This is a genomic window from Microbulbifer sp. GL-2 (assembly GCF_007183175.1).
In the GTDB taxonomy this organism is placed as follows: Bacteria; Pseudomonadota; Gammaproteobacteria; order Pseudomonadales; family Cellvibrionaceae; genus Microbulbifer.
Genome location: NZ_AP019807.1, coordinates 1,733,033 through 1,751,149 on the forward strand (window position 1 = coordinate 1,733,033; position 18,117 = coordinate 1,751,149).

Genomic DNA, 18,117 nt, shown 5'->3' on the forward strand with positions numbered 1-18,117 from the left:
CCAGATTTGCATGGCTTTCGGGGCATGTTCTGCTGAATTTAGGTGGCAAGGTAAGGTGGTGAACGAGTTCATTCCGTTCTGCCACCCTGTAAGCCAGAGGCTTCCTATAGCACCTAAGCACTCCAGCTATGACTCAATGTCTCCGCCTGCTTTAAGCACAGCTGCACTGCCTCATCTGCCCCATCTGGTGGGTATTTCCATTTGCGCAGTGCGCGGCGCACCAGGTTGCGCAGTTTGGCGCGCACGCTGTCGCGCACCTGCCAGTCCACGGTGGTGGATTTGCGCAGCTGCTGGGTGACGTATTTGGCGAGTTCGCGCAGATTGTTATCGCCCAGTTCTTTTACCGCCGACTGGTTTTGGATCAAAGCGCGGTAGAAGGCGATTTCGTCGGTATTGAGGCCGGAATTTTCTGCCATCTGCGCATCTTCGGCCATGTCCTTGGCCATCTGGATCAGCTCTTCGATAACCTGGGCGGTTTCGATAGCGCGATTGTGGTATTTGCGCAGGGCTTCCATAATGCGGTCGGAGTATTTTTTCTCCGACACCACATCGGATTTCATACGCGCTTTTACTTCGTCGCGCAGTAGCCGTTCGAGCAGCTCAACGGCCAGGTTTTTTTCCTTAAGATTGGCGACGTCTTCCATAAACTCAGGGGACAGCAAGCCGATATTCGGGCGGTCCAGGCCCACCATGCTGAAGATATCATCCACACCGTCGGCGACGATGGCATTGTCGATAATCTGCTTGAGTGCGGAGTTCTTTTCCTCATCGGTGCGGCGCTTGTCGATGGTGGTGAACTTGGTGATGGCGTTTTTCACCGCACCCCAGAAGGCGATCTCTTTCTTGTGGGGCGCGGCGTTCTTCAGGGTGCTGCACAGGGTGTAGGCCTTGCTGAGCGCGGCCATCACATCGAGAAAGCGCCGTTTACCATCCAGTTCGCCGCTGCCGGGGTTTATCAGGCTGAGGATATGGTTCATGGCGCCGGGCAACAGTTGCAGGGCCTGGGTCTCGTACTGGCTGTAATCAAAGCCGTGCATCATATCGTGCAGTACGCCGAGCTTTTCCAGCAGAATGGCGTAGGCTTCATGGGCGTCGTGGGTGGGCTTGCCCTTACCGTTAGCGCCGGTATAGGTCTTGAGTGCCTGCTTCAGCTCATTGGCAATGCCGATGTAGTCCACCACCAAGCCGCCGGGCTTGTCTTTGAACACCCGGTTAACCCGCGCAATGGCCTGCATCAGGTTGTGGCCCTTCATGGGCTTATCGATATACATGGTGTGGCAAATGGGGGCATCGAAGCCGGTGAGCCACATATCCCGCACGATCACCAGCTGTAACGGGTCGTTCACATCCTTAAAGCGCTTTTCAAACGCTTTCTTGGTTTCCTTGTTGTAGATATGCGGCTGCAACTTGGCTTTGTCCGACGCCGAACCGGTCATCACAATTTTGATCGCGCCCTTGTCGGGGTCTGGGTGGTGCCACTCGGGCTTGATAGCGACGATGGCATCGTAGAGGTCGACACAGATCTCGCGGCTCATAGCCACGATCATGGCCTTGCCGGGCATGGAGGCGGTGCGGCTGTCAAAATGCCGGATCAGGTCTTTGGCCACCTGCTCCACCCGGGGCTTGCTGCCGACGAGTTTTTCCAGCGTGGCCCAGCGGGACTTGGTTTTCTCCCGCTCGGCCACATCTTCTTCGTCCTCAATAACCTCTTCAACATTCTCGTTCAGCGCCTCGATATCGGCCGCGTGGATATCCAGCTTGGCCAGGCGCGATTCATAGTAGATAGGCACCGTGGCGCCATCGTCTACCGCATCCTGAATATCGTAGATGGAGACATATTCACCAAATACCGCGCGGGTATCTTTATCGGCCGAGTCGACCGGGGTACCGGTAAAGCCGATAAATGAGGCCGCCGGCAAGGCATCGCGCATATGCTTGGAATAGCCGAAGGTGTAAGTGCCCTTTTTGGTGTTGAACTTGGCCTTGTCGCCATACTGGCTGCGGTGGGCCTCGTCGCTGACCACGACGATATTGTGGCGGCGGCTCAACTCCGGGTGGCTGGTTTCCTCGGCGAGTAGGGCAAATTTTTGCACCGTGGTAAACACGATACCGCCGGACTGGCGCGCGGCGAGTATCTGGCGCAGCTCGTCTCTGTCGCCGGCCTGTACCGGGGTCTGTTTGAGGGTATCGGCGGCCATACAGAAGGTGTTGTACAGCTGGCCATCCAGATCGTTGCGGTCGGTGACGACCACGATGGTGGGGTTATTCATGGCAGGCTGTGCCAGTAATTTGCCGGCGTAACACACCATGGAGATGGACTTGCCGGAGCCCTGGGTGTGCCAAACCACCCCGGCCTTGCCGGAACCGGGTTCTACTTTATCGGCATAATTCGCCCGGGGCTGGGCCACCAGGTTTGATCGCTCGGCGGCAATCACGGTCGCTTTCACCGCCTGGCGCACCGCGTGGAACTGGTGATAGCCGGCGATCTTTTTAACGATTTGATCGCCGTCCTGCTCAAACAGCACAAAGTGGCGGATATAGTCCAACAACAGTTCGGGCTTAAAGAAGCCTTTTACCAGGGTTTCTAAGAAGTATTCAAAGTGCGGTTTGTCGTGCTCGTTATTGACCACCCGCCAGGGTAAAAAGCGCTCTTTGTTGGCGGTGAGGGAACCGACGCGGGCATTGAGACCATCGCTGATGACCAGTGCCTGGTTAAAAATAAATAGGTCGGGGGTTTCTTCTTTGTAGGTTTGCAGCTGCTGGTAGGCGGACCAGATATCGGCGCTGCTGTCGGCGGGATTTTTTAACTCAATCACCGCCAGCGGCAAGCCATTGATAAATACAATAATGTCCGGGCGGCGACTTCCCTTGGTGCCGGTGATGGTGTATTGGTTGACCACCAAAAATTCGTTGCGTTTGGTATTGGCGAAGTCCACCAGCTTTACATAGTCGGTTACTACTTCGCCGTTGCTATCTTTAAACTCGACCTTGACCCCTTCCTGCAACCACTGGTGAAACTGCTTATTATTTTTGATCAGGATGGGCGTTTCGGGTGTGGCGATCTGTTGGGTGACTCGCTCAAGGGTGGATAGCGGTACCTGCGGGTTAATAACTTCCAAGCGGCTCAGCAGGCGTTCGTGCAGGATAATCTGGCGGTAATCGCTGCGCTCCGGGGTATCGCTATCGGGGGCGATATCGTAGCCACAGGCATAGTTGTAGCCGAGGGCGTTAAACCATTCTAGGCAAAGTTGTTCTAGTTGGTCTTCCGTGATCATTTCGTATTGCAGTCCTGTTCTTCACCCACAGATATAAGACTCACCGCTTGTTTAGTACTTTCTTTTTCTTTAGATCGACTCATTTCAGCAGCTGTCGATGCCAACCTTTCAGCTGCTGGAGAAATGAAGTCATAGGGGAATTGGCTGTTTTTTAATTGCCTTCTAAGAATGTTTTTCAGTCGTGCTAATTGAGATTCTCGATCATACCAATCTGGTCCTGCTTTATTGTCGATAAAATCGACTGCGGTTTCAGCTATCTTACTAAGGTCTAACTCATTGGCTTTTTGTCGTATTGAATCATCAATAAATAAGGAATTTATTAGCGTACGAAATACATCGTTCGTTTCAGTTATGGAGAACTCTTTGGGCTTTGAATTCAGATGCGAAAAGTCCGAAATTTTTTCCTTTTGTTTTTCTTTCGCGATTCTTAGTTTTCTATTTTTTGCCTCAATTGACTCACTAATGAGTTCGTTGCAATAACCTGATGCGCCAATTACATCTGGAAATAGATTTGCATGATGAATATTCATTTTTCGAAGATGCTTTAAGCATTCCCTTCGGCAATCTTCGGAATTAGGAATGTGTAGCTTACATATGTACTTGCTGATTTCGTCTGGACTTTCAATATCCACTTCTGAATCTGTAAGTGCTTTAAGCAGGGCGGATTCTATAGTCTCTCCATATGGAGAGATTGTGAATAATCCAGCTTGGTTAACGAGGCGGCCATGGTCATCCTTTGATGGCTCGACGATTTTTGGGTATCCATCAGCTAAAGGATTGGAATTTTCATTTTCAACTAAGTCTTCTATAAATGACTTATTGAGGATGTAGATAGCTCGGCTATGATTCGTCGGGTTGCCTTTACTGTCTTCCCAATCAACTGGGTCTTCGTTAACAAAGGCAAAAAATAAAGCAACGTAAGGTGCTAGTGACCAGTCAAGTAGGGGCGTAGCCAGCCCGTGATGTTGTCCTATTGCCCAAAGTTCTTCATCATCTGTATCAGTTAAAATACTATTGTGCACGCGCCCGCGAATTGATAGGCGGAAGTTTCTTAGTTGTTTTTTAGCTATGTCTTCTTGAATAGCTCCTGGCGACATACGGTCTAACGTGGGTTGTAGCTCCCATCGGTAGTTGTGTTGTCCACGGAAAACAAACTCTGCTCCATCTTCATCGGTGCGATAATATTTTACTATGTCATGAAACTGTTCCCAGCTATCTAGCCTTGTCGCAGGAATCAATCCGTCAATGGTTTGGTTGTATATGTCAAATTTGGGCCAAAGCGGTAGATTTTTGTAGTACTTTTCTTCGCGCTTTAGATATTTTTCACATTGTGCTTCCATCATTTGTCCCTGTTTACTTCTAGCGCTCCCAGCAGTAGTTTCGGTAGCAATGTATCTCTAACTGATTCCAATTTTTTGGAAGCTTATTATGTCGTTTTCGCGAATAGATTGCCTGATTTATTCGGTTGACAAGGTAGTTTCGTCTAGCCTCAGTATTGCACTTAATATCTCAGCTATTTGCAGTGTGTAGTTTTTGGTAGAGAAACATGGAGTCGACTCTCTCGTCCCTTCTTTCTGGTTTGGAGAGAAGTTACGGGGAGTAATAGCCTCGTAAAGATATCGCTTCCATTGTCATTTAATATTTTCTTATCCGACCTCGCTTGCGGCCTCGAATTTAAGCTCACCTGAAAGAAGCTTGGGTAAGAGAGTGCACCGAATGTCTTCAAGGTTTTGGTCTTGACGGTAATTCTCCAGAATTTGTTTCATCAAATTTCCGACCGAACTTGAAAATTCCTCTAAAATTTCATCTTTCGGTCTGATAATTTCAATTTTAGAAAAATTTCCAGTATTTAAATTCAAGGTTGTACTGCCACCGCTAGCTAAATCATGAAGAAGGTTGCTTAGCCCTAGCATGGAGTAATACAAGTATGCGGAATGGATTGCTTGATCCGGCACAATGCTATTAATCTGCTGGTTGGTGAAGCTATCTTCAGTGGTGATCAAGACTTGGCCAACAGTCGCGATACAACTAACGCAAATACTACCCTCTGGTACTAGTTTCTTCTTCTGAGTGTCTGCACCTTTCTGTGAAAGGGAATCGAGAGTTTCAATCGCATACATTTTTCCATGCATGTCAGGGATTTTAATGAATGGAATTTTTCCGCCATAGTATTCAGCCTTCTTTTTCGAAGGTGTCTTACCACAAACTATCCTTCCCCATGAAGATAGTGGGGAAGCCTCCCATCCTTCTGGTATCTCCCCTAGTTCAGAATCCACCAGCGTATCCGGAAACAAAGCAGCGGTAGTTTTAAGTTGGGCTTGCTGCGCTTCGCTTAGGGTATCGAAGGCTTGGCCACCATTAAGGGCAGCGATGGCGGCTTGCTCGGAGTTGCCTTGGGCGATGATGGCGGCCTGGGCGCTGGTCCAGCGTGGGTCTTGCTGGATTTTACTTAGAATTTCGCTGTCGCTTTGGCCTTGCTGGCGCAGCTGGGCGGCCTGGTTTGCGGCGATCTTGGCGTGGGTGGGTTCGAAATCGACAAACCAGCTTTTAAATAGGGTTTGGGCGATCTGTTCGAGGGTTTGGTTGGTTTGGCGGTTGAGTTCGATTTTATCGTCGAGGAGTCTGCCGGTAACAACTATTTCATCTTGAGTTTTTTTAGGGGGAACAGGAACTTCCAGTTTTGCTAAGTCTGAGCCGGTAATACCCGCTACTGCAACTTGTCGTAGGATTGTTCCAAGCAGCCATTTTCCAAATGGGGAGTTAAATACGTAGTAATAAAACTCTGGATTTGCGATGTCACTATTTAGGCGTGCTCGTATAATAGATGACTCAAAGGTTGTTGATTCATCTAACGATAGAATAATTGAGCATTTTCCGGCACCTTCTGCCGTCAGGGAGCGTCTTGCAAAGATCAAGTCACCTTTTTTCAAGGTGGACTTTTTAAGTTCTCTTTCATTTAGTTCGACTCTCTTCATTTCTACGCCGTCTTTGAGACGCGGATGTGCAAAGAGCTCCCCCATATTAACAATTTTGCATCCCCGACCATGGAATTCTTTCTTTTTGTAAATTCCATTACGTAAAGGCTCGGCTAAAAGTTTCTCAAAAGGTAGCCATTGCCAACTGTTAGGCAAATTAAAGCTCATAACCCAACCCCGCCAAATTCTTTTTAATCTCCACTTCTAAGCGATCCGATTCATCAAACTGCGATTTTAACTGACCGGTTAAGCGGGCCATCTTCTCGGCAAAGGGTTCACCGTCATCTTCTTCCGCAACGGCGCCCACATAGCGGCCCGGGGTCAATACAAAATCGTGCTTTTGCAGCTCTTCCAACTTAGCGGCTTTAACAAAGCCGGGTATGTCTTCGTAGTTTTCGCCGGTCTGCCAGTTGTGGTAGGTCTCGGTAACCTGGTTCAGGTCTTCCTGGGTGAAATCCCGCAGTACCCGGTCTTTCATATAGCCCAGGTTGCGGGCGTCGATAAACAGCACTTCGCCTTGGCGATCGCGCAGCTTTCGGCCGGCGGCGGAGGTGCGCGCCCCTTTGTTTTTACTCAGGAACCAAATACAGGCGGGGATCTGGGTATTGGTAAATAGCTGGCCGGGCAGGGCCACCATACACTCCACCAGGTCGGCCTCAATCAGGCGCTTGCGGATTTCCCCTTCGTTATTGGTGTTGGAACTCATGGAGCCGTTGGCCAACAGCAAGCCCATACTGCCGTTGGGGGCCAGGTGGAACAGCATATGTTGCAGCCAGGCGAAGTTGGCGTTGCCCGACGGCGGCCTGCCGTATTGCCAGCGTTTGTCATCGTCGGCGATGCCGGTATCCCACTCCTTCATATTGAACGGCGGGTTGGCCATAACGAAGTCGGCGCGCAGGTCCGGGTGCTGGTCGTTGGTGTAGGTGTTGGCCGGCTCTTTACCAAAGTTAAAGTCGATACCGCGAATGGCCATATTCATCGCGGCCAACTGCCAGGTGGTGTGGTTGTATTCCTGGCCGTAGATAGAGACTTCGCCAATCTTACCCCGATGCTCGGTAATAAAGTGCTCGGACTGCACAAAGAAACCGCCGGAACCCATGGCCGGGTCGTATACACGGCCCTTGAAGGGTTCGAGCATTTGCACGATCAGGCTGACGATAGACTTGGGCGTATAGAACTGGCCACCCTTCTTGCCCTCGGCCAGGGCGAACTGGCCGAGCATATATTCGTAGACGTGGCCGAGAATATCTTTGCTGTTGAGGCTGGCGTGGTTGAACGGCACCGTGGCGATCAGGTCGATTAGTTCACCCAGTTTGGACTGGTCGATTTGCAGCTGGGTATAGCGCTTGTTGAGCACCCCTTTGAGCTTGGGGTTGTCGGCTTCAATGGCTTCCAGAGCGTTGTCGATCAGATGGCCGACGGAGCTGATCTTGAGGGTTTTGTCTTTGCCTTTCTCGTCCTGGAAAGTAAGTTCGGCACCGCCGATCACGGTCTTGTTGTTGTCTTGCAGAAACTGCCAGCGGGCCTGCTGCGGCACCCAGAAGGTGTTGGTTTCCAGGTAGTAGTCGCGCACTTCCAGTTCGCTTTTAACTTCTGCTGCGTATTCTTTACTGTCGGCACCGCCAAAGTCCTCTGGGTCGAGGAAGTAGTCGTGGTCGGCATCGGTGAGCTGCTGCTTGAGTTCATCGCGGCGGATATCGAAGGCATCGGAGACATATTTGAGGAAGATCAGGCCCAGCACGGTGTGTTTGTATTGGGCGGCATCCAGGGTGGAGCGCAGCTTGTCGGCGGCATTCCAGAGTTTTTTCTCGAGGTCGTTGAGAAACTGTTGTTCTTCGCTGTTGGTCATGGAGTTACGACTATTGGTTAAATCTTGTGGTTGTTCGATGTGTTCTTCAGTGCCTGCATCGACTGATGGGGCAGGTTTAGACCGATATTAATCATCTTCACTAAAGTAATCGGAGTCTATGGCTTGTAGGGTCAGGGTTTCTTTGACACTAGTGCCGAGTCCATAGGTAATCATTAGGTCGGCGAGTTTGTCGCCGTCGATCAGGATAATTTTCTTTTCAATCATGCCCACAAATGCTTGAGCTTCCTGGCTAAAGCGGCTGGTGGTTATGAATACCCCTTTCTTTGCGCGGCACATATCCAGTGCGCCGCAGAATTTTTGTATCTCTAGGCGGCCAATGGTGTTTTCGGTGTAGCGCTTGGCTTGCAGGTAGATACTGTCTAGCCCCAGTGGATCTTGCTTGATAATGCCATCAATACCGCCATCGGCGCTGTATTGGGTGGCAAGGCCTGCGTCTTCGGCGGTACCGCCGTAGCCCATAGCGAGCATCAGGTCGACGACTAAACGCTCAAAGAACTGCGGGCTGCATTGCTTGATATGGGTAAGCAATTGGTCTGCCAGGGTGTCTTTGAGCTCGGCATGGGCGCTGCGCAGGCGTTCTTCTGGGGTTAGGTCGTTGTCGGTGGTGGTTGCCTGGGATCTATCAGCGGTTTCACGGGAGCCGCGGGTGAATTCTACAAACTCCGGGTATTGGCGCAGGTAGGCATTGCTAATGACATTGGGGCAGTCGACCAATGCTTGCCGGCCACGGTCGGTAATTTTGTAGCTACCGCGTGCGGGGATTTCGATAAGTCCTGCTTTGCCTAGATAAGTGCGGGCCCAGCCGAGGCGGTTGCGGAAATAGGTTTGGCGGCCGCTGGGGACGCGTTGTTGGATTTCCTCTGCGGTTAACCCAATTGCGTTAGCTATCCGGTCGTGAAGGTCGGACAGGCTGTGTACCTGGCCATCTTCGATTGCGGCTAACAAGGGGCGGAACATTTGCTGGTAGGTTGGGATAGGCATTTTGGTTTAGTGACGCCGTTTTTAGCAATAGAAAATACCACAAAACTCGGTAAGAGTGGCTTGGTGCTTCTGAGCGAGTAGTGAGAGGTGGTCCTGGGGCTATTACTGCAATGCCCACCTAGCTAGCGTGAGGGCCTGCGTAAGCTTTGTGTTGCTGTGTTAATCTTGATCTGTACGATATGTGATCAATAGTGGAGTTGGTTTGTCCAAGATCCTTAGCCTGGAATTTTTTCGCTCGGTAAGTACTGGTCGATAAGGTCTGAGTGTGGTTGTTACATTATTGACAGGCGACTTGCACGAAATCGTTCTGCCTTCAGAAATCTACTCTAGCCGCGCTTGCCCTTTTCCTCGAGTCAGTGCCCAGGATGGAGTATTGCGACACTCCCTTTGACGGCCTGTCAAGACTTTCTTGGCCGTTACCACTGCCTGGGTTTCCAAAAGAAATAGCCAAGTCTAAGAAAGTAATGTTTTACGCGTAGTTAAACATTTTTGGGTGTTTGATCGAAGAAAGTTGCCTGCTATTCAATATTGTGGGGTAGAGTATTGAAGGAACAACATTGTCCGTAGGGTTAGTAAAAGTGCTCGTTTATGCTGGCACTTTTGTGTCGAGCTAAAAAATCAAAGGCTTTCATTTTTGCGGGTTTACTTTCTTCTTTGACTTGATGAATTTATTAGACTGCAAGACTGGGTTTTCTGAGTCCTGATTTGACTTCATGTCCGCTAAGTCTTGGCTTTCATTTATCAATCTATTCCAGTCTGTTTTGTCTTTCACCTTAAAGGCATTTTTGTCATTAATTTTTGTGGTGCTCATTTTTTCTTTACCTTTCTAAATTTTTTAAAATCTTCTTCAGTTGGGGTTAATGCGTCAGGGTCTGTTTTGGCGCCTTCTTCTATTTCTTCTTCAGTCATTTTTTTCTGGCGTTCATAATCAGTTAAGTCTTTAAGTTTTTTAACTTCTTCTTGAGTGTATTTTTTGATACTCATAATTAAGCCTATTGTCCAAGCATTGAATTATAAATTGCACGCTCTTTCCTGTTTGCTCTTCGTGCGGAGATTAGCCGATAGCTGTTTCCCGAATTTCTTTCAGTATACACAACGAAAAGAATACCAGGTTTAGCCATGCCGATAACTTGAATTCTTTCTTCGCCGTAGTCTTCTCGGGTATCTTCGGTTTCAATACGCTCCTGGTCTTGGAATACTTCGGTTGCTACAGCAAAGTCAATGTTGTGCTTGTCGAGATTTCTTAGGCGTTTATTTTCATCCCATTCAAAATCCATTTTCTATCCTTGGGTTAGATTTTCCTTATTAATTGTTACGCCAATCATATATCCGTTTTTTTTGAGAGCAACTACAGCTACTTACAGAGAGTTTTTCGAAATTTATTTGTTTTTGGCTGAAAGTGCTTTCAGTTATTCTCCATAAAAAATTATCAACGACTAGACTTCAAAATCCTTGATAGGCTCCGTTGGCCCCAAAATCTGTGAATCTTCCTCTAACCTCTTAGATTCCTGGGCCCACAAGCCGTACTGGCTAAAAACGTACCGCAAAAAGTGCTGCCGGTCACTCCTCCTCACGCCTGCCGATTTTTGGCACACACTTAGTTGATGAAATGAGACTAGCGGCCCTGGCCTGAGCTGGTGCGGGGTAAGAATTGGATTTCACACTTTGAAGAGTTGCGAAGAGAAGTGAAAGGATATTGCACAGCCGGAAGGCTTGCGGAGTAGCAAAGAGGCAACGTGATTTTGCGTTGACACAATGTTGACACTTTGGGGGAATTTGCCGCCAAAACCTTGAGGGCGGTAGAATTAAAAAACCCGCGAAAGCGAGTGCTTGCGCGGGTTTAAATATGGTGCCCGGAGGCGGAATCGAACCACCGACACGGGGATTTTCAATCCCCTGCTCTACCGACTGAGCTATCCGGGCTTTGCGATCTTGCTGGGCTTCCCCTGCGTCGCGAGGCGCGTATTAAAGCCCTTCCCCGAGGCAGAGTCAACCCCTTGATTGTAAAAAGTTTTTCTTCTTTGCCGGGGGCTGTTTACAGGGCCTTGTTACTGCTGTTCCGGGGGTACGTAACCATCGGCTGCGTCGTACTCTTCACCACTGAGGAACTTCATCATCTGCTCGCTCAAATAGGCGCGGCTGGAAGGCTCCATCATGTTGAGGTGCTTCTCGTTAATCAGCATGGTCTGGTGTGACATCCACTCCTTCCAGGCTTTTTTGGAAACGTGTTCGAAGATATCCACGCCTTTGGGGCCGGGAAAAGGCGGTGCGTCCAGGCCTTCCAATTCCTCTTGGTACTTGCGGCAGAATACGGTTCTGGACATGGACTCCTCCTAGTTTTTAGTCGGCCGTAGTTGGGGCTAGCAGCGGCGCCTGCAGCGCCAGTAATTGTTTTGCCAGCTTTACGATCGGGGCGGGTAGCCCCAGTTCCTGGGCCGCGCGGGCGCGGTTTAGACGCCGCAGTTTATACCAGCCGGCGCGGCTCTCGGCTACCTGCGCGGGGACTTTGTCGATTTTTATCCACACCGGGGAAATATCCAGATGAAAGTGGGTAAAGGTATGGCGCAGTACCGGCAGCGTTTGTATTTCACTGGCGCGCCAGCGTTGTTGCTTGAGCCAAGCCTTAGGGTCTTCTGCCTGGGGTGGGCACCAGAGGCCGCCCCAAATGCCGCTAGCGGGGCGCTGCTCCAGATAAAGTTCGCCCTCGTATTCCATCAGCAGCATGGTGGCGCTGCGTACCGGTTTTTCCTTACGCGGTTTTTTACCGGGGTAATCCTGGGGGTTGCCCTGGGCGTGGGCCACGCAGGATTTTTTTAGCGGGCAGTCGCTACAGCTGGGCTTGGAACGGGTGCACAGGGTGGCGCCCAGGTCCATCATGACCTGGGTGTAGTCGTTGACACGCTTATTCGGGGTATAAATCTCGGCCAGTTCCCACAGCTTGTTGGCTACCGCAGTCTGCCCCGGCCAGCCTGCCACGGCATGAAAGCGGGCCAGTACCCGTTTTACGTTGCCATCCAGGATCGGTGCCCTGAGTCCCATGCTGATACTGGCGATAGCGCCGGCAGTGGAGCGGCCGATACCGCTCAACTCGATGAGCGCTTCTACATCCTGTGGAAATTCCCCGCCGTACTCTTGTGAAACTGTCTGCGCACATTTGTGCAAGTTGCGCGCGCGGGCGTAGTAACCGAGGCCGCTCCAGTGGGCCAGTACCTTATCCAGCGGCGCAACGGCGAGACTTTCCAGGGTGGGGAAGCTCCGCATAAAGCGCTCGAAATAGGGAACTACAGCACTCACCTGGGTTTGTTGCAGCATGATCTCGGAAACCCATACACGGTAGGGATTGATATCCTGCTGCCAGGGCAGGTCCTTGCGTCCGTGTTTATCGAACCACTTGAGAGCGGCATTTTGGAACTGCTTTGGAGTCATGAAGGTACTGCGAGGTTGCTGGCGTGGGATATTGGGGCCGGAGTTGCGCACCGGGCGTGGCCCGGTGAGGCTTTGATCGACGGCCGAAGAGATTTTTCAATTTTTCTTTCAGTTCGTCGACCTTTTTTTCCACCTTATCGCCATATTTTTTCTTGGCTTTGTATTTCAGCTCCTAGCACACCGGGTCGTCGAGGCGGTGGATGTCGAGTATGCATGAGCCAGGGCCCACATCATCGAAGTCGCCCTGGCAGCGCAGGGGCCGTGGGCGGTTGCGTCGGTACTTGTTCCTCACGATGCAGCCATCAGACCTGAATGCCTTCTTCCACCACATAGAAATAGGCCACAAAGCGATAATTGGTGGCAGCCAGGCCGTAGTTATGGTTTGCCATTTCCAGCTGCTCGGGCAGGACCACAAAATTGGGGCCGTAATTTCTCACCCCATGAGGACCTGGTTTGTGAGTCCAGATACCGGTTTTCGGGTCCCGCCGGTACCAGTGGTGATCGGTTGCGGACTTATACAGGGCAACGCAGTAGCAACCCTCTGAAAAAGGCGGTGGCTCGTTTGCTGGGGCGTTGGCCACATAGGCCATACCATCGCGCTTGGCTCCCTCAATCAGGCTGGCATCTTCCAAAGTTGCTACATAGCCGGCGTTGGAGCCGGGGTTGGGCTTGCCCGAGTTTGGGGCCTCGCAGTTCGCAGCCCAGGCGTAGCAGTTAACCCGGTCGTTACCCCACTCCACCTCATCAGGCTTGTGGTGCTTGGTAGCAGTGACCAGCCTCGCGATCACCTGCTTGGAGTTATTGTCTTGCTCTCGGACCATCGTTGGCATTTTGTTATTCCCTTTATATGACCAATTGATTTCGTTGAGATCGGGCTGATATTGGGAAAAGAATGTGTAAACAGTAAGGAAGTTGAGGTGCGCTAGGAAAAAAATCTAAGCAGCCTGCAACAATGCTGCCCTCTGAGCGGAATCTTGAAACTAATTTGGAATTGGAGGTAGTGAGAGCTTGGGTGGCGTGGGATAGTGGGACCGGAGTTGCGCACCGGGCGAGGCCCGGTGCGGCTCTGATCAACGGCCGAAGAGATTTTTCAATTTTTCTTTCAGCTCATCGACTTTTTCTTCTACCTTATCCCCATATTTTTTCTTGGCTTTGTATTTCAGTTCCTCACGTACCAGGTCGTCAAGGCGGCGGCTGTCGGGTTTACAGGTGCCTGGGCCTACATCGTCGAAGTCGCCTTTGCAGCGTAAGGGTAGCGGGCGGTTGCGCCAGCGCTTGTTCTTAACAGTACAACCATCGGCAGAGGTGCTCTCGCCGACCAGGGCGAGACCGAGGGCAAAGTCGAAATCCTGTTTCTGTAAATCTATCTCTCCATCGCCGGTCATGGCGATATTCTCAATGCCTGCAAGGATTTCGGTCACCTTTACTTCATCGCCCTTTACAGCGATGGTGGCGCGCACGTCCTGCAGGCCGGTCTGGGCGGGCCAGTTCCTGTCTGGCAATGGGGTATTTTCCGCATAGCTGAATAGCTGGCACATGCTTTTTTCCAGGTTGAACGGTGCTATGGAGAGTTCCTTGCTGGAGACATTGACCGCGGCGACCAGGTTTTTCTGCAAATCCTCAGAAGTTTTACCCTTGGTGCGTCCATCCCAGTTTACGCTGGCTTCGCCAGTGACCTGCACTTTCTCACTGGGGAACAGAGCTTTTTGGACTTTGCCGATATCCACATCGGTGAGGCCGCCGCGCGCCTGGCCCTCTGCAGTCTGGGCTCGGGCATTAAACTGGCCGTTACTATTGAGCTGCCCGCCGTAAATATCGGCGCTCAGCTTCTGCAGCTGGTAAAGACCGTTATCCACGGTGAGTTGTATTTCCGGGCTGTCCAACTGCAGATCGGCGGCCTTTAACTGGTCGAGGGCCAGATTGATATTGGCGGTAAAGCCGCGTAGGGCGCTGAGGGGCAGGGGCTCTGCGGGTACTTGCTGGGCAGTGTCCTGTTGTTCACCGGCCCTGGGCTTGGCTTTCTTTTCGGCTTGTTGCGCGCTGATAGTTTCAGCGGATGTTGGAGTTTGAACTGTCTTGGCGTCTTGCGCTGTGGTTTCAGAGGCAGCCGCCTGTTCTGTGGTCCCACCTTGATTCTCTTCGGAAGGGGGGAGGTAGCTATCCAGATTAAAGGCACCACCGCGCAAGCTCAGGTCCAGCCCCGGCATTTCTGCATTGCGCAGTTGGGCGTTGCCGCTGAAGGTGGTGCTGTCCAGTTGCAGTTGCAGAGGAGTCAGGTCCAGTTTTTGCTCTGTGCCCTCTAGGCTGGTTTCGATATTCAGCTTCTGTAATACGGCGCTGTCACGGGTGATCACTTCGGTACCGGTAAGCTCAAGCCAAGGGCGCAGGGGGTCGGCGCTGGCGTTGAGATTCATTTGTACACGCCAGGGCTGATTACTGTTATCGCGGCGTACATAACCGCGTAGGTGTACAGAGGCTTTGGCGTTGTTGTCGGCGCTGAAGGTTAGCTGCAGGGGTTGCAAGCGCAGGCCATTGAGGCCCTCGTCCAACGCCAGAGTGCTGTCCAGTTTCAAGTTGAGGGGATGGCGCAGGTCATTGCCGCTCACGCTGGCGTCGGCGCTGAGCTGCCCCGGTTCGCCGCCGGGCACCAGGTTGTCAGCGGTCACGCGTAAGTTTTCAACTTTATAGGCTTTATCGGTGCGGGCGTCTGTGTAGGAGATCAGGCCATTCTCAATACGCAATTTGTCCAGGCTGAGCTGTACCTGTTGCTGTTGATTAGGCTCCTCGGTTTCCTTGGGAATTTCCAATTTAGGAGGTTGCTTGCTCTGTGCTTCCAGGGCTTCGCTGATCAGCTCCCAGTTACCGCGGCCCTCTTTATCCACAGATAACTCAATTTGTGGTGCCACCAAGACGATTTCTTCGGCTTGTACACGGCGCTGTAACAGTGGTTTGAGGGCGACGCCCACAGCAATCTTATCAGCGCGCACCAGGGTTTCTTTAGGTAGCTGCAGCGGTGCCAGGGCAACATCGTTTAGCTGCAGCCCTATTTTTGGCCAAAGCTGCCAGCCGATATCACCTTCCAATTGCAGGGAAATCCCCTGCTTGGCAGCGAGTTTTTCCAGCTGTGGTTTGTACTGGTTTACGTCGAGACCGGCCAAAAGCCAGGCAACAGCACCGGCGAGCAGCAGGAAAACGACCAGTAGAGCGATAAAAGTGCGCTTGATCCAGGCCATGGAGTGGATTGTCCCTGTTTATTTCGTAGAAGATTTGTCGTGTAGATACACGTCAGACGCCGCGGTACGACTCGATGTTCCCGCACATTTCTACAAAGAAGTTATTCGGGAAGTGTAGGAGATGTAGCCCCGCGGGGCTGGGCGCGCCGCGGGGTCATTGAAGCAGTTGTGTCTTAGAAAATAAACCGCACACCGGCTTCGACGCTACGACCAGCTTCAGGAGCGTAGTCGCGCAGTAGTGAGGTGGAGTTGCGAATTTCTTCGTCGAGCAGGTTGCGGGCGCTGGCGAAAATCACCGCGTCGCTGCTGCCAATATTGAAGTTGTAGTGTGCACTCAGGTCCATGCGGGTATAGCCGTCGGTTTCCTCTTCGTAGGCGCCAGCACGATCCTGGTCTGCAGCTTCAGTGGTGCGCCACTCCCAGCCCCACTGTTCGTATTCCGCTCCCAGGGCGAGTCCCAGGCGCAGGGGAGGCATGCGCGGCACATCGGAACTCTCACCAGCGATATCTTCGTCGAAGCTCGCGCGCACAACATCGCCAAACAGAGTCAGGTGGAAGTTGCTGCGCAGGGGAAATTTCACCGAGGCTTCAGCACCGTAGAAGGTGGCATCGCGGTTGCCATAGGCGTAGATGGGCAGCTCTTCTTCAAACAACTCATTGGTGTTTTGCGCGTAGATGTAGTCGCCGATGCGGTTGTAGAAGACGCTGGCTTCAATCTGCGCTGCATGCCAGCCACTGGCCGCTTCGTTGTGGTGGTGATAGCCCAACTCCAGGTTAATGGATCGTTCTTTGTCCAGGTCACTGTTGCCAATTAAGTATGTGCCCTCGGCTAGGTGCTCGCCGTCGGCAAACAGCTCTTCGGCTACCGGGGCGCGCTCGGAGCGGGTGGCACCGACGCTGATATGCTGGTGCTCTTGCAGGAAGTACTGCAGGGTAGCGCTGGTGCTGAACAGGTTGAAGTCACGGTCTTCTTCGTACTCAGGATCGACATCGACACGCTCAATACGCGCGCCCAGGTCCAGGTGCCAGTTGCCCCATTCGCGTTCCTTCATGGTGAAGAGGCCGGCGCTGCGGGTGCGGGAGGGCTGGATAAATGCCCCTTCGTCAGAGGTAAAGTCTTTATCGGATAACTGCAGGCCATAGGCGCCACGCCACTCGCTACCGCTGTCGTGGGTGATTTCCAAGCGCCCTTCCCAGGCTTCGTTGGCATAGCGGGTACCGGCTGCGTCCTCTTCCAACTCTACGTGCTCGTAGTCGTTATAGCCGATACGCAAACGCAATTTGTCCCAATAGTTGCTGTTGAAGCGGTGCTCGCCTTTGAGGTCGTAGCGAGTCTGCGCCATATCGATACGCACAGCTTCGACTTCGCTCTCCTCCTCATGCTCTTCGTGTTCCTCGTGATCGTCCTCGTCGTGCTCTTCTTCTTCGTGGTGGTGCTCGTGAGTGCCGAGGGGAATGCCGTAGTTGTTCTCAAGCTTGTTTACTGACAGACCGATATAGCCACTTTCAGTAATCCAGGAAACTCCACCGCTGTAGCTGTGGGCGCGGGCGTTGGTGTTGCCGACGTAGCCGTCGGTGTTGAACTCTTCCTCGTGCTCGCCTTCGTCCTCGTCGTGCTCTTCGTGTTCCTCGTGCTCGACAATAGCGAGGCCGGGAATTTCCGTATCGTCATTTTCGCGGTAGACACCGTCGAAGTACCAGGCCAGCTGCCCGGCACCGCCGGTAAAGCGGAATACCGAGGCATCCTGGCTATTGGCGGTGTCGTGGCGCATCTCAACCGCGCCTTCAACTTCCTCGGGTACCTCAGTGGGGATGCGACCGTCGATAATATTTACCACCCCACCGATAGCGCCGCTGCCGTAGCGCAGTGCCGCCGGTCCGCGCAGTATCTCGATGCGCTCCGCCAGTAGAGGTTCGATACTGGCGGCGTGATCGGCGCTGGTGTTGGAGGCGTCAGAGACATCCAGGTTGTCGTTCAGGATCTTCACCCGGTTGGCGCTCTGGCCACGGATAACCGGTAGGCCCACGCCACTGCCAAAGGAGGCGTTGGCCACTCCCGGCTGGTTCTTTAGGGTTTCGCCCAGGGTGGCGGAAGCGGCTTTGCGCAGGGTCTCGCCGGAGAGCACGGATACCGGGGCAGCTACTGCGTCGGCGGGCTTATCCAGGGGAGATACGGTGACGTTAACTTCTTCCAGTTTGTTGCTGTCTTCTGCGGCGCAAATAGCGGGCACGGCCAGGCTGGCAATAGCCAGGGCCAAAGTATTGAACTTAGTCATTGTTTTTTATTCCTGTCACAGGCGGACAATGCCATACGCGCTCCAGCGCGGGCATTCACTAAAAAAATATCGGTTTTTGGG

Annotated in this window: 13 protein-coding genes and 1 tRNA gene; all 14 read right to left on the reverse strand. The window is 52.2% G+C overall.

The genetic code is table 11. The annotated features are described in order from the left end of the window. Positions 1 to 113: 113 nt before the first annotated feature. Complete coding sequence (locus GL2_RS07595) at positions 114 to 3,275, reverse strand: type I restriction endonuclease subunit R (RefSeq protein ID WP_143730086.1); 3,162 nt, start codon at positions 3,273 to 3,275, stop codon at positions 114 to 116. Next, complete coding sequence (locus GL2_RS07600) at positions 3,272 to 4,618, reverse strand: FRG domain-containing protein (protein WP_143730087.1); 1,347 nt, start codon at positions 4,616 to 4,618, stop codon at positions 3,272 to 3,274. Before GL2_RS07600 ends, GL2_RS07595 begins: the two co-directional genes overlap by 4 nt. A 303-nt stretch (positions 4,619 to 4,921) precedes the next feature. Further along, the gene (locus GL2_RS07605; RefSeq protein WP_143730088.1) at positions 4,922 to 6,418 is read right to left on the reverse strand and encodes a restriction endonuclease subunit S; all 1,497 of its coding nucleotides are present in this window, start codon (positions 6,416 to 6,418) and stop codon (positions 4,922 to 4,924) included. Then, entirely contained in the window at positions 6,408 to 8,099 is a 1,692-nt protein-coding gene (locus GL2_RS07610) for a class I SAM-dependent DNA methyltransferase (protein ID WP_143730089.1), read from the reverse strand. The genes GL2_RS07605 and GL2_RS07610 overlap by 11 nt, the downstream gene beginning before the upstream one ends. A gap of 87 nt (positions 8,100 to 8,186) precedes the next feature. Further along, a complete protein-coding gene (locus GL2_RS07615; protein ID WP_143730090.1) occupies positions 8,187 to 9,101 on the reverse strand; it encodes a restriction endonuclease in 915 nt (304 codons plus the stop codon). A gap of 628 nt (positions 9,102 to 9,729) precedes the next feature. Then, positions 9,730 to 9,912, reverse strand: a complete 183-nt coding sequence (locus tag GL2_RS07620) for a hypothetical protein (RefSeq protein ID WP_143730091.1) — start codon at positions 9,910 to 9,912, stop codon at positions 9,730 to 9,732. Then, a complete protein-coding gene (locus tag GL2_RS21445) occupies positions 9,909 to 10,085 on the reverse strand; it encodes a hypothetical protein (protein ID WP_172621087.1) in 177 nt (58 codons plus the stop codon). The genes GL2_RS07620 and GL2_RS21445 overlap by 4 nt, the downstream gene beginning before the upstream one ends. 8 nt (positions 10,086 to 10,093) lie before the next feature. Continuing rightward, positions 10,094 to 10,378, reverse strand: coding sequence for a BrnT family toxin (locus GL2_RS07625; protein WP_143730092.1), 285 nt, complete (start codon positions 10,376 to 10,378; stop codon positions 10,094 to 10,096). Between the two features lie 570 nt (positions 10,379 to 10,948). Then, positions 10,949 to 11,024, reverse strand: a tRNA-Phe gene (locus GL2_RS07630). A gap of 125 nt (positions 11,025 to 11,149) precedes the next feature. Further along, entirely contained in the window at positions 11,150 to 11,425 is a 276-nt protein-coding gene (locus tag GL2_RS07635) for an oxidative damage protection protein (protein WP_020414063.1), read from the reverse strand. Between the two features lie 16 nt (positions 11,426 to 11,441). Then, positions 11,442 to 12,527 (reverse strand): A/G-specific adenine glycosylase, encoded by a 1,086-nt coding sequence (mutY, locus tag GL2_RS07640; RefSeq protein WP_143730093.1) that lies wholly within the window; start codon positions 12,525 to 12,527, stop codon positions 11,442 to 11,444. A gap of 302 nt (positions 12,528 to 12,829) precedes the next feature. Beyond that, positions 12,830 to 13,357 carry a hypothetical protein gene (locus GL2_RS07645; protein WP_143730094.1) on the reverse strand — a complete coding sequence of 176 codons (528 nt, stop codon included), beginning with the start codon at positions 13,355 to 13,357 and terminating at the stop codon, positions 12,830 to 12,832. 240 nt (positions 13,358 to 13,597) lie between these two features. Next, positions 13,598 to 15,760: an AsmA family protein gene (locus GL2_RS07650; protein WP_143730095.1), complete on the reverse strand. Its 2,163-nt coding sequence runs from the start codon at positions 15,758 to 15,760 to the stop codon at positions 13,598 to 13,600. A gap of 173 nt (positions 15,761 to 15,933) precedes the next feature. Beyond that, entirely contained in the window at positions 15,934 to 18,036 is a 2,103-nt protein-coding gene (locus tag GL2_RS07655) for a TonB-dependent receptor (protein ID WP_143730096.1), read from the reverse strand. Positions 18,037 to 18,117: the final 81 nt, after the last annotated feature.

Bases quoted from the DNA above. Each gene is read 5' to 3' on its own strand.
- GL2_RS07595 (WP_143730086.1), bottom strand. From the start codon at position 3,275: ATGATCACGGAAGACCAACTAGAACAACTTTGCCTAGAATGGTTTAAC.
- GL2_RS07600 (WP_143730087.1), bottom strand. From the start codon at position 4,618: ATGATGGAAGCACAATGTGAAAAATATCTAAAGCGCGAAGAAAAGTAC.
- GL2_RS07605 (WP_143730088.1), bottom strand. From the start codon at position 6,418: ATGAGCTTTAATTTGCCTAACAGTTGGCAATGGCTACCTTTTGAGAAA.
- GL2_RS07610 (WP_143730089.1), bottom strand. From the start codon at position 8,099: ATGACCAACAGCGAAGAACAACAGTTTCTCAACGACCTCGAGAAAAAA.
- GL2_RS07615 (WP_143730090.1), bottom strand. From the start codon at position 9,101: ATGCCTATCCCAACCTACCAGCAAATGTTCCGCCCCTTGTTAGCCGCA.
- GL2_RS07620 (WP_143730091.1), bottom strand. From the start codon at position 9,912: ATGAGCACCACAAAAATTAATGACAAAAATGCCTTTAAGGTGAAAGAC.
- GL2_RS21445 (WP_172621087.1), bottom strand. From the start codon at position 10,085: ATGAGTATCAAAAAATACACTCAAGAAGAAGTTAAAAAACTTAAAGAC.
- GL2_RS07625 (WP_143730092.1), bottom strand. From the start codon at position 10,378: ATGGATTTTGAATGGGATGAAAATAAACGCCTAAGAAATCTCGACAAG.
- GL2_RS07635 (WP_020414063.1), bottom strand. From the start codon at position 11,425: ATGTCCAGAACCGTATTCTGCCGCAAGTACCAAGAGGAATTGGAAGGC.
- mutY (WP_143730093.1), bottom strand. From the start codon at position 12,527: ATGACTCCAAAGCAGTTCCAAAATGCCGCTCTCAAGTGGTTCGATAAA.
- GL2_RS07645 (WP_143730094.1), bottom strand. From the start codon at position 13,357: ATGCCAACGATGGTCCGAGAGCAAGACAATAACTCCAAGCAGGTGATC.
- GL2_RS07650 (WP_143730095.1), bottom strand. From the start codon at position 15,760: ATGGCCTGGATCAAGCGCACTTTTATCGCTCTACTGGTCGTTTTCCTG.
- GL2_RS07655 (WP_143730096.1), bottom strand. From the start codon at position 18,036: ATGACTAAGTTCAATACTTTGGCCCTGGCTATTGCCAGCCTGGCCGTG.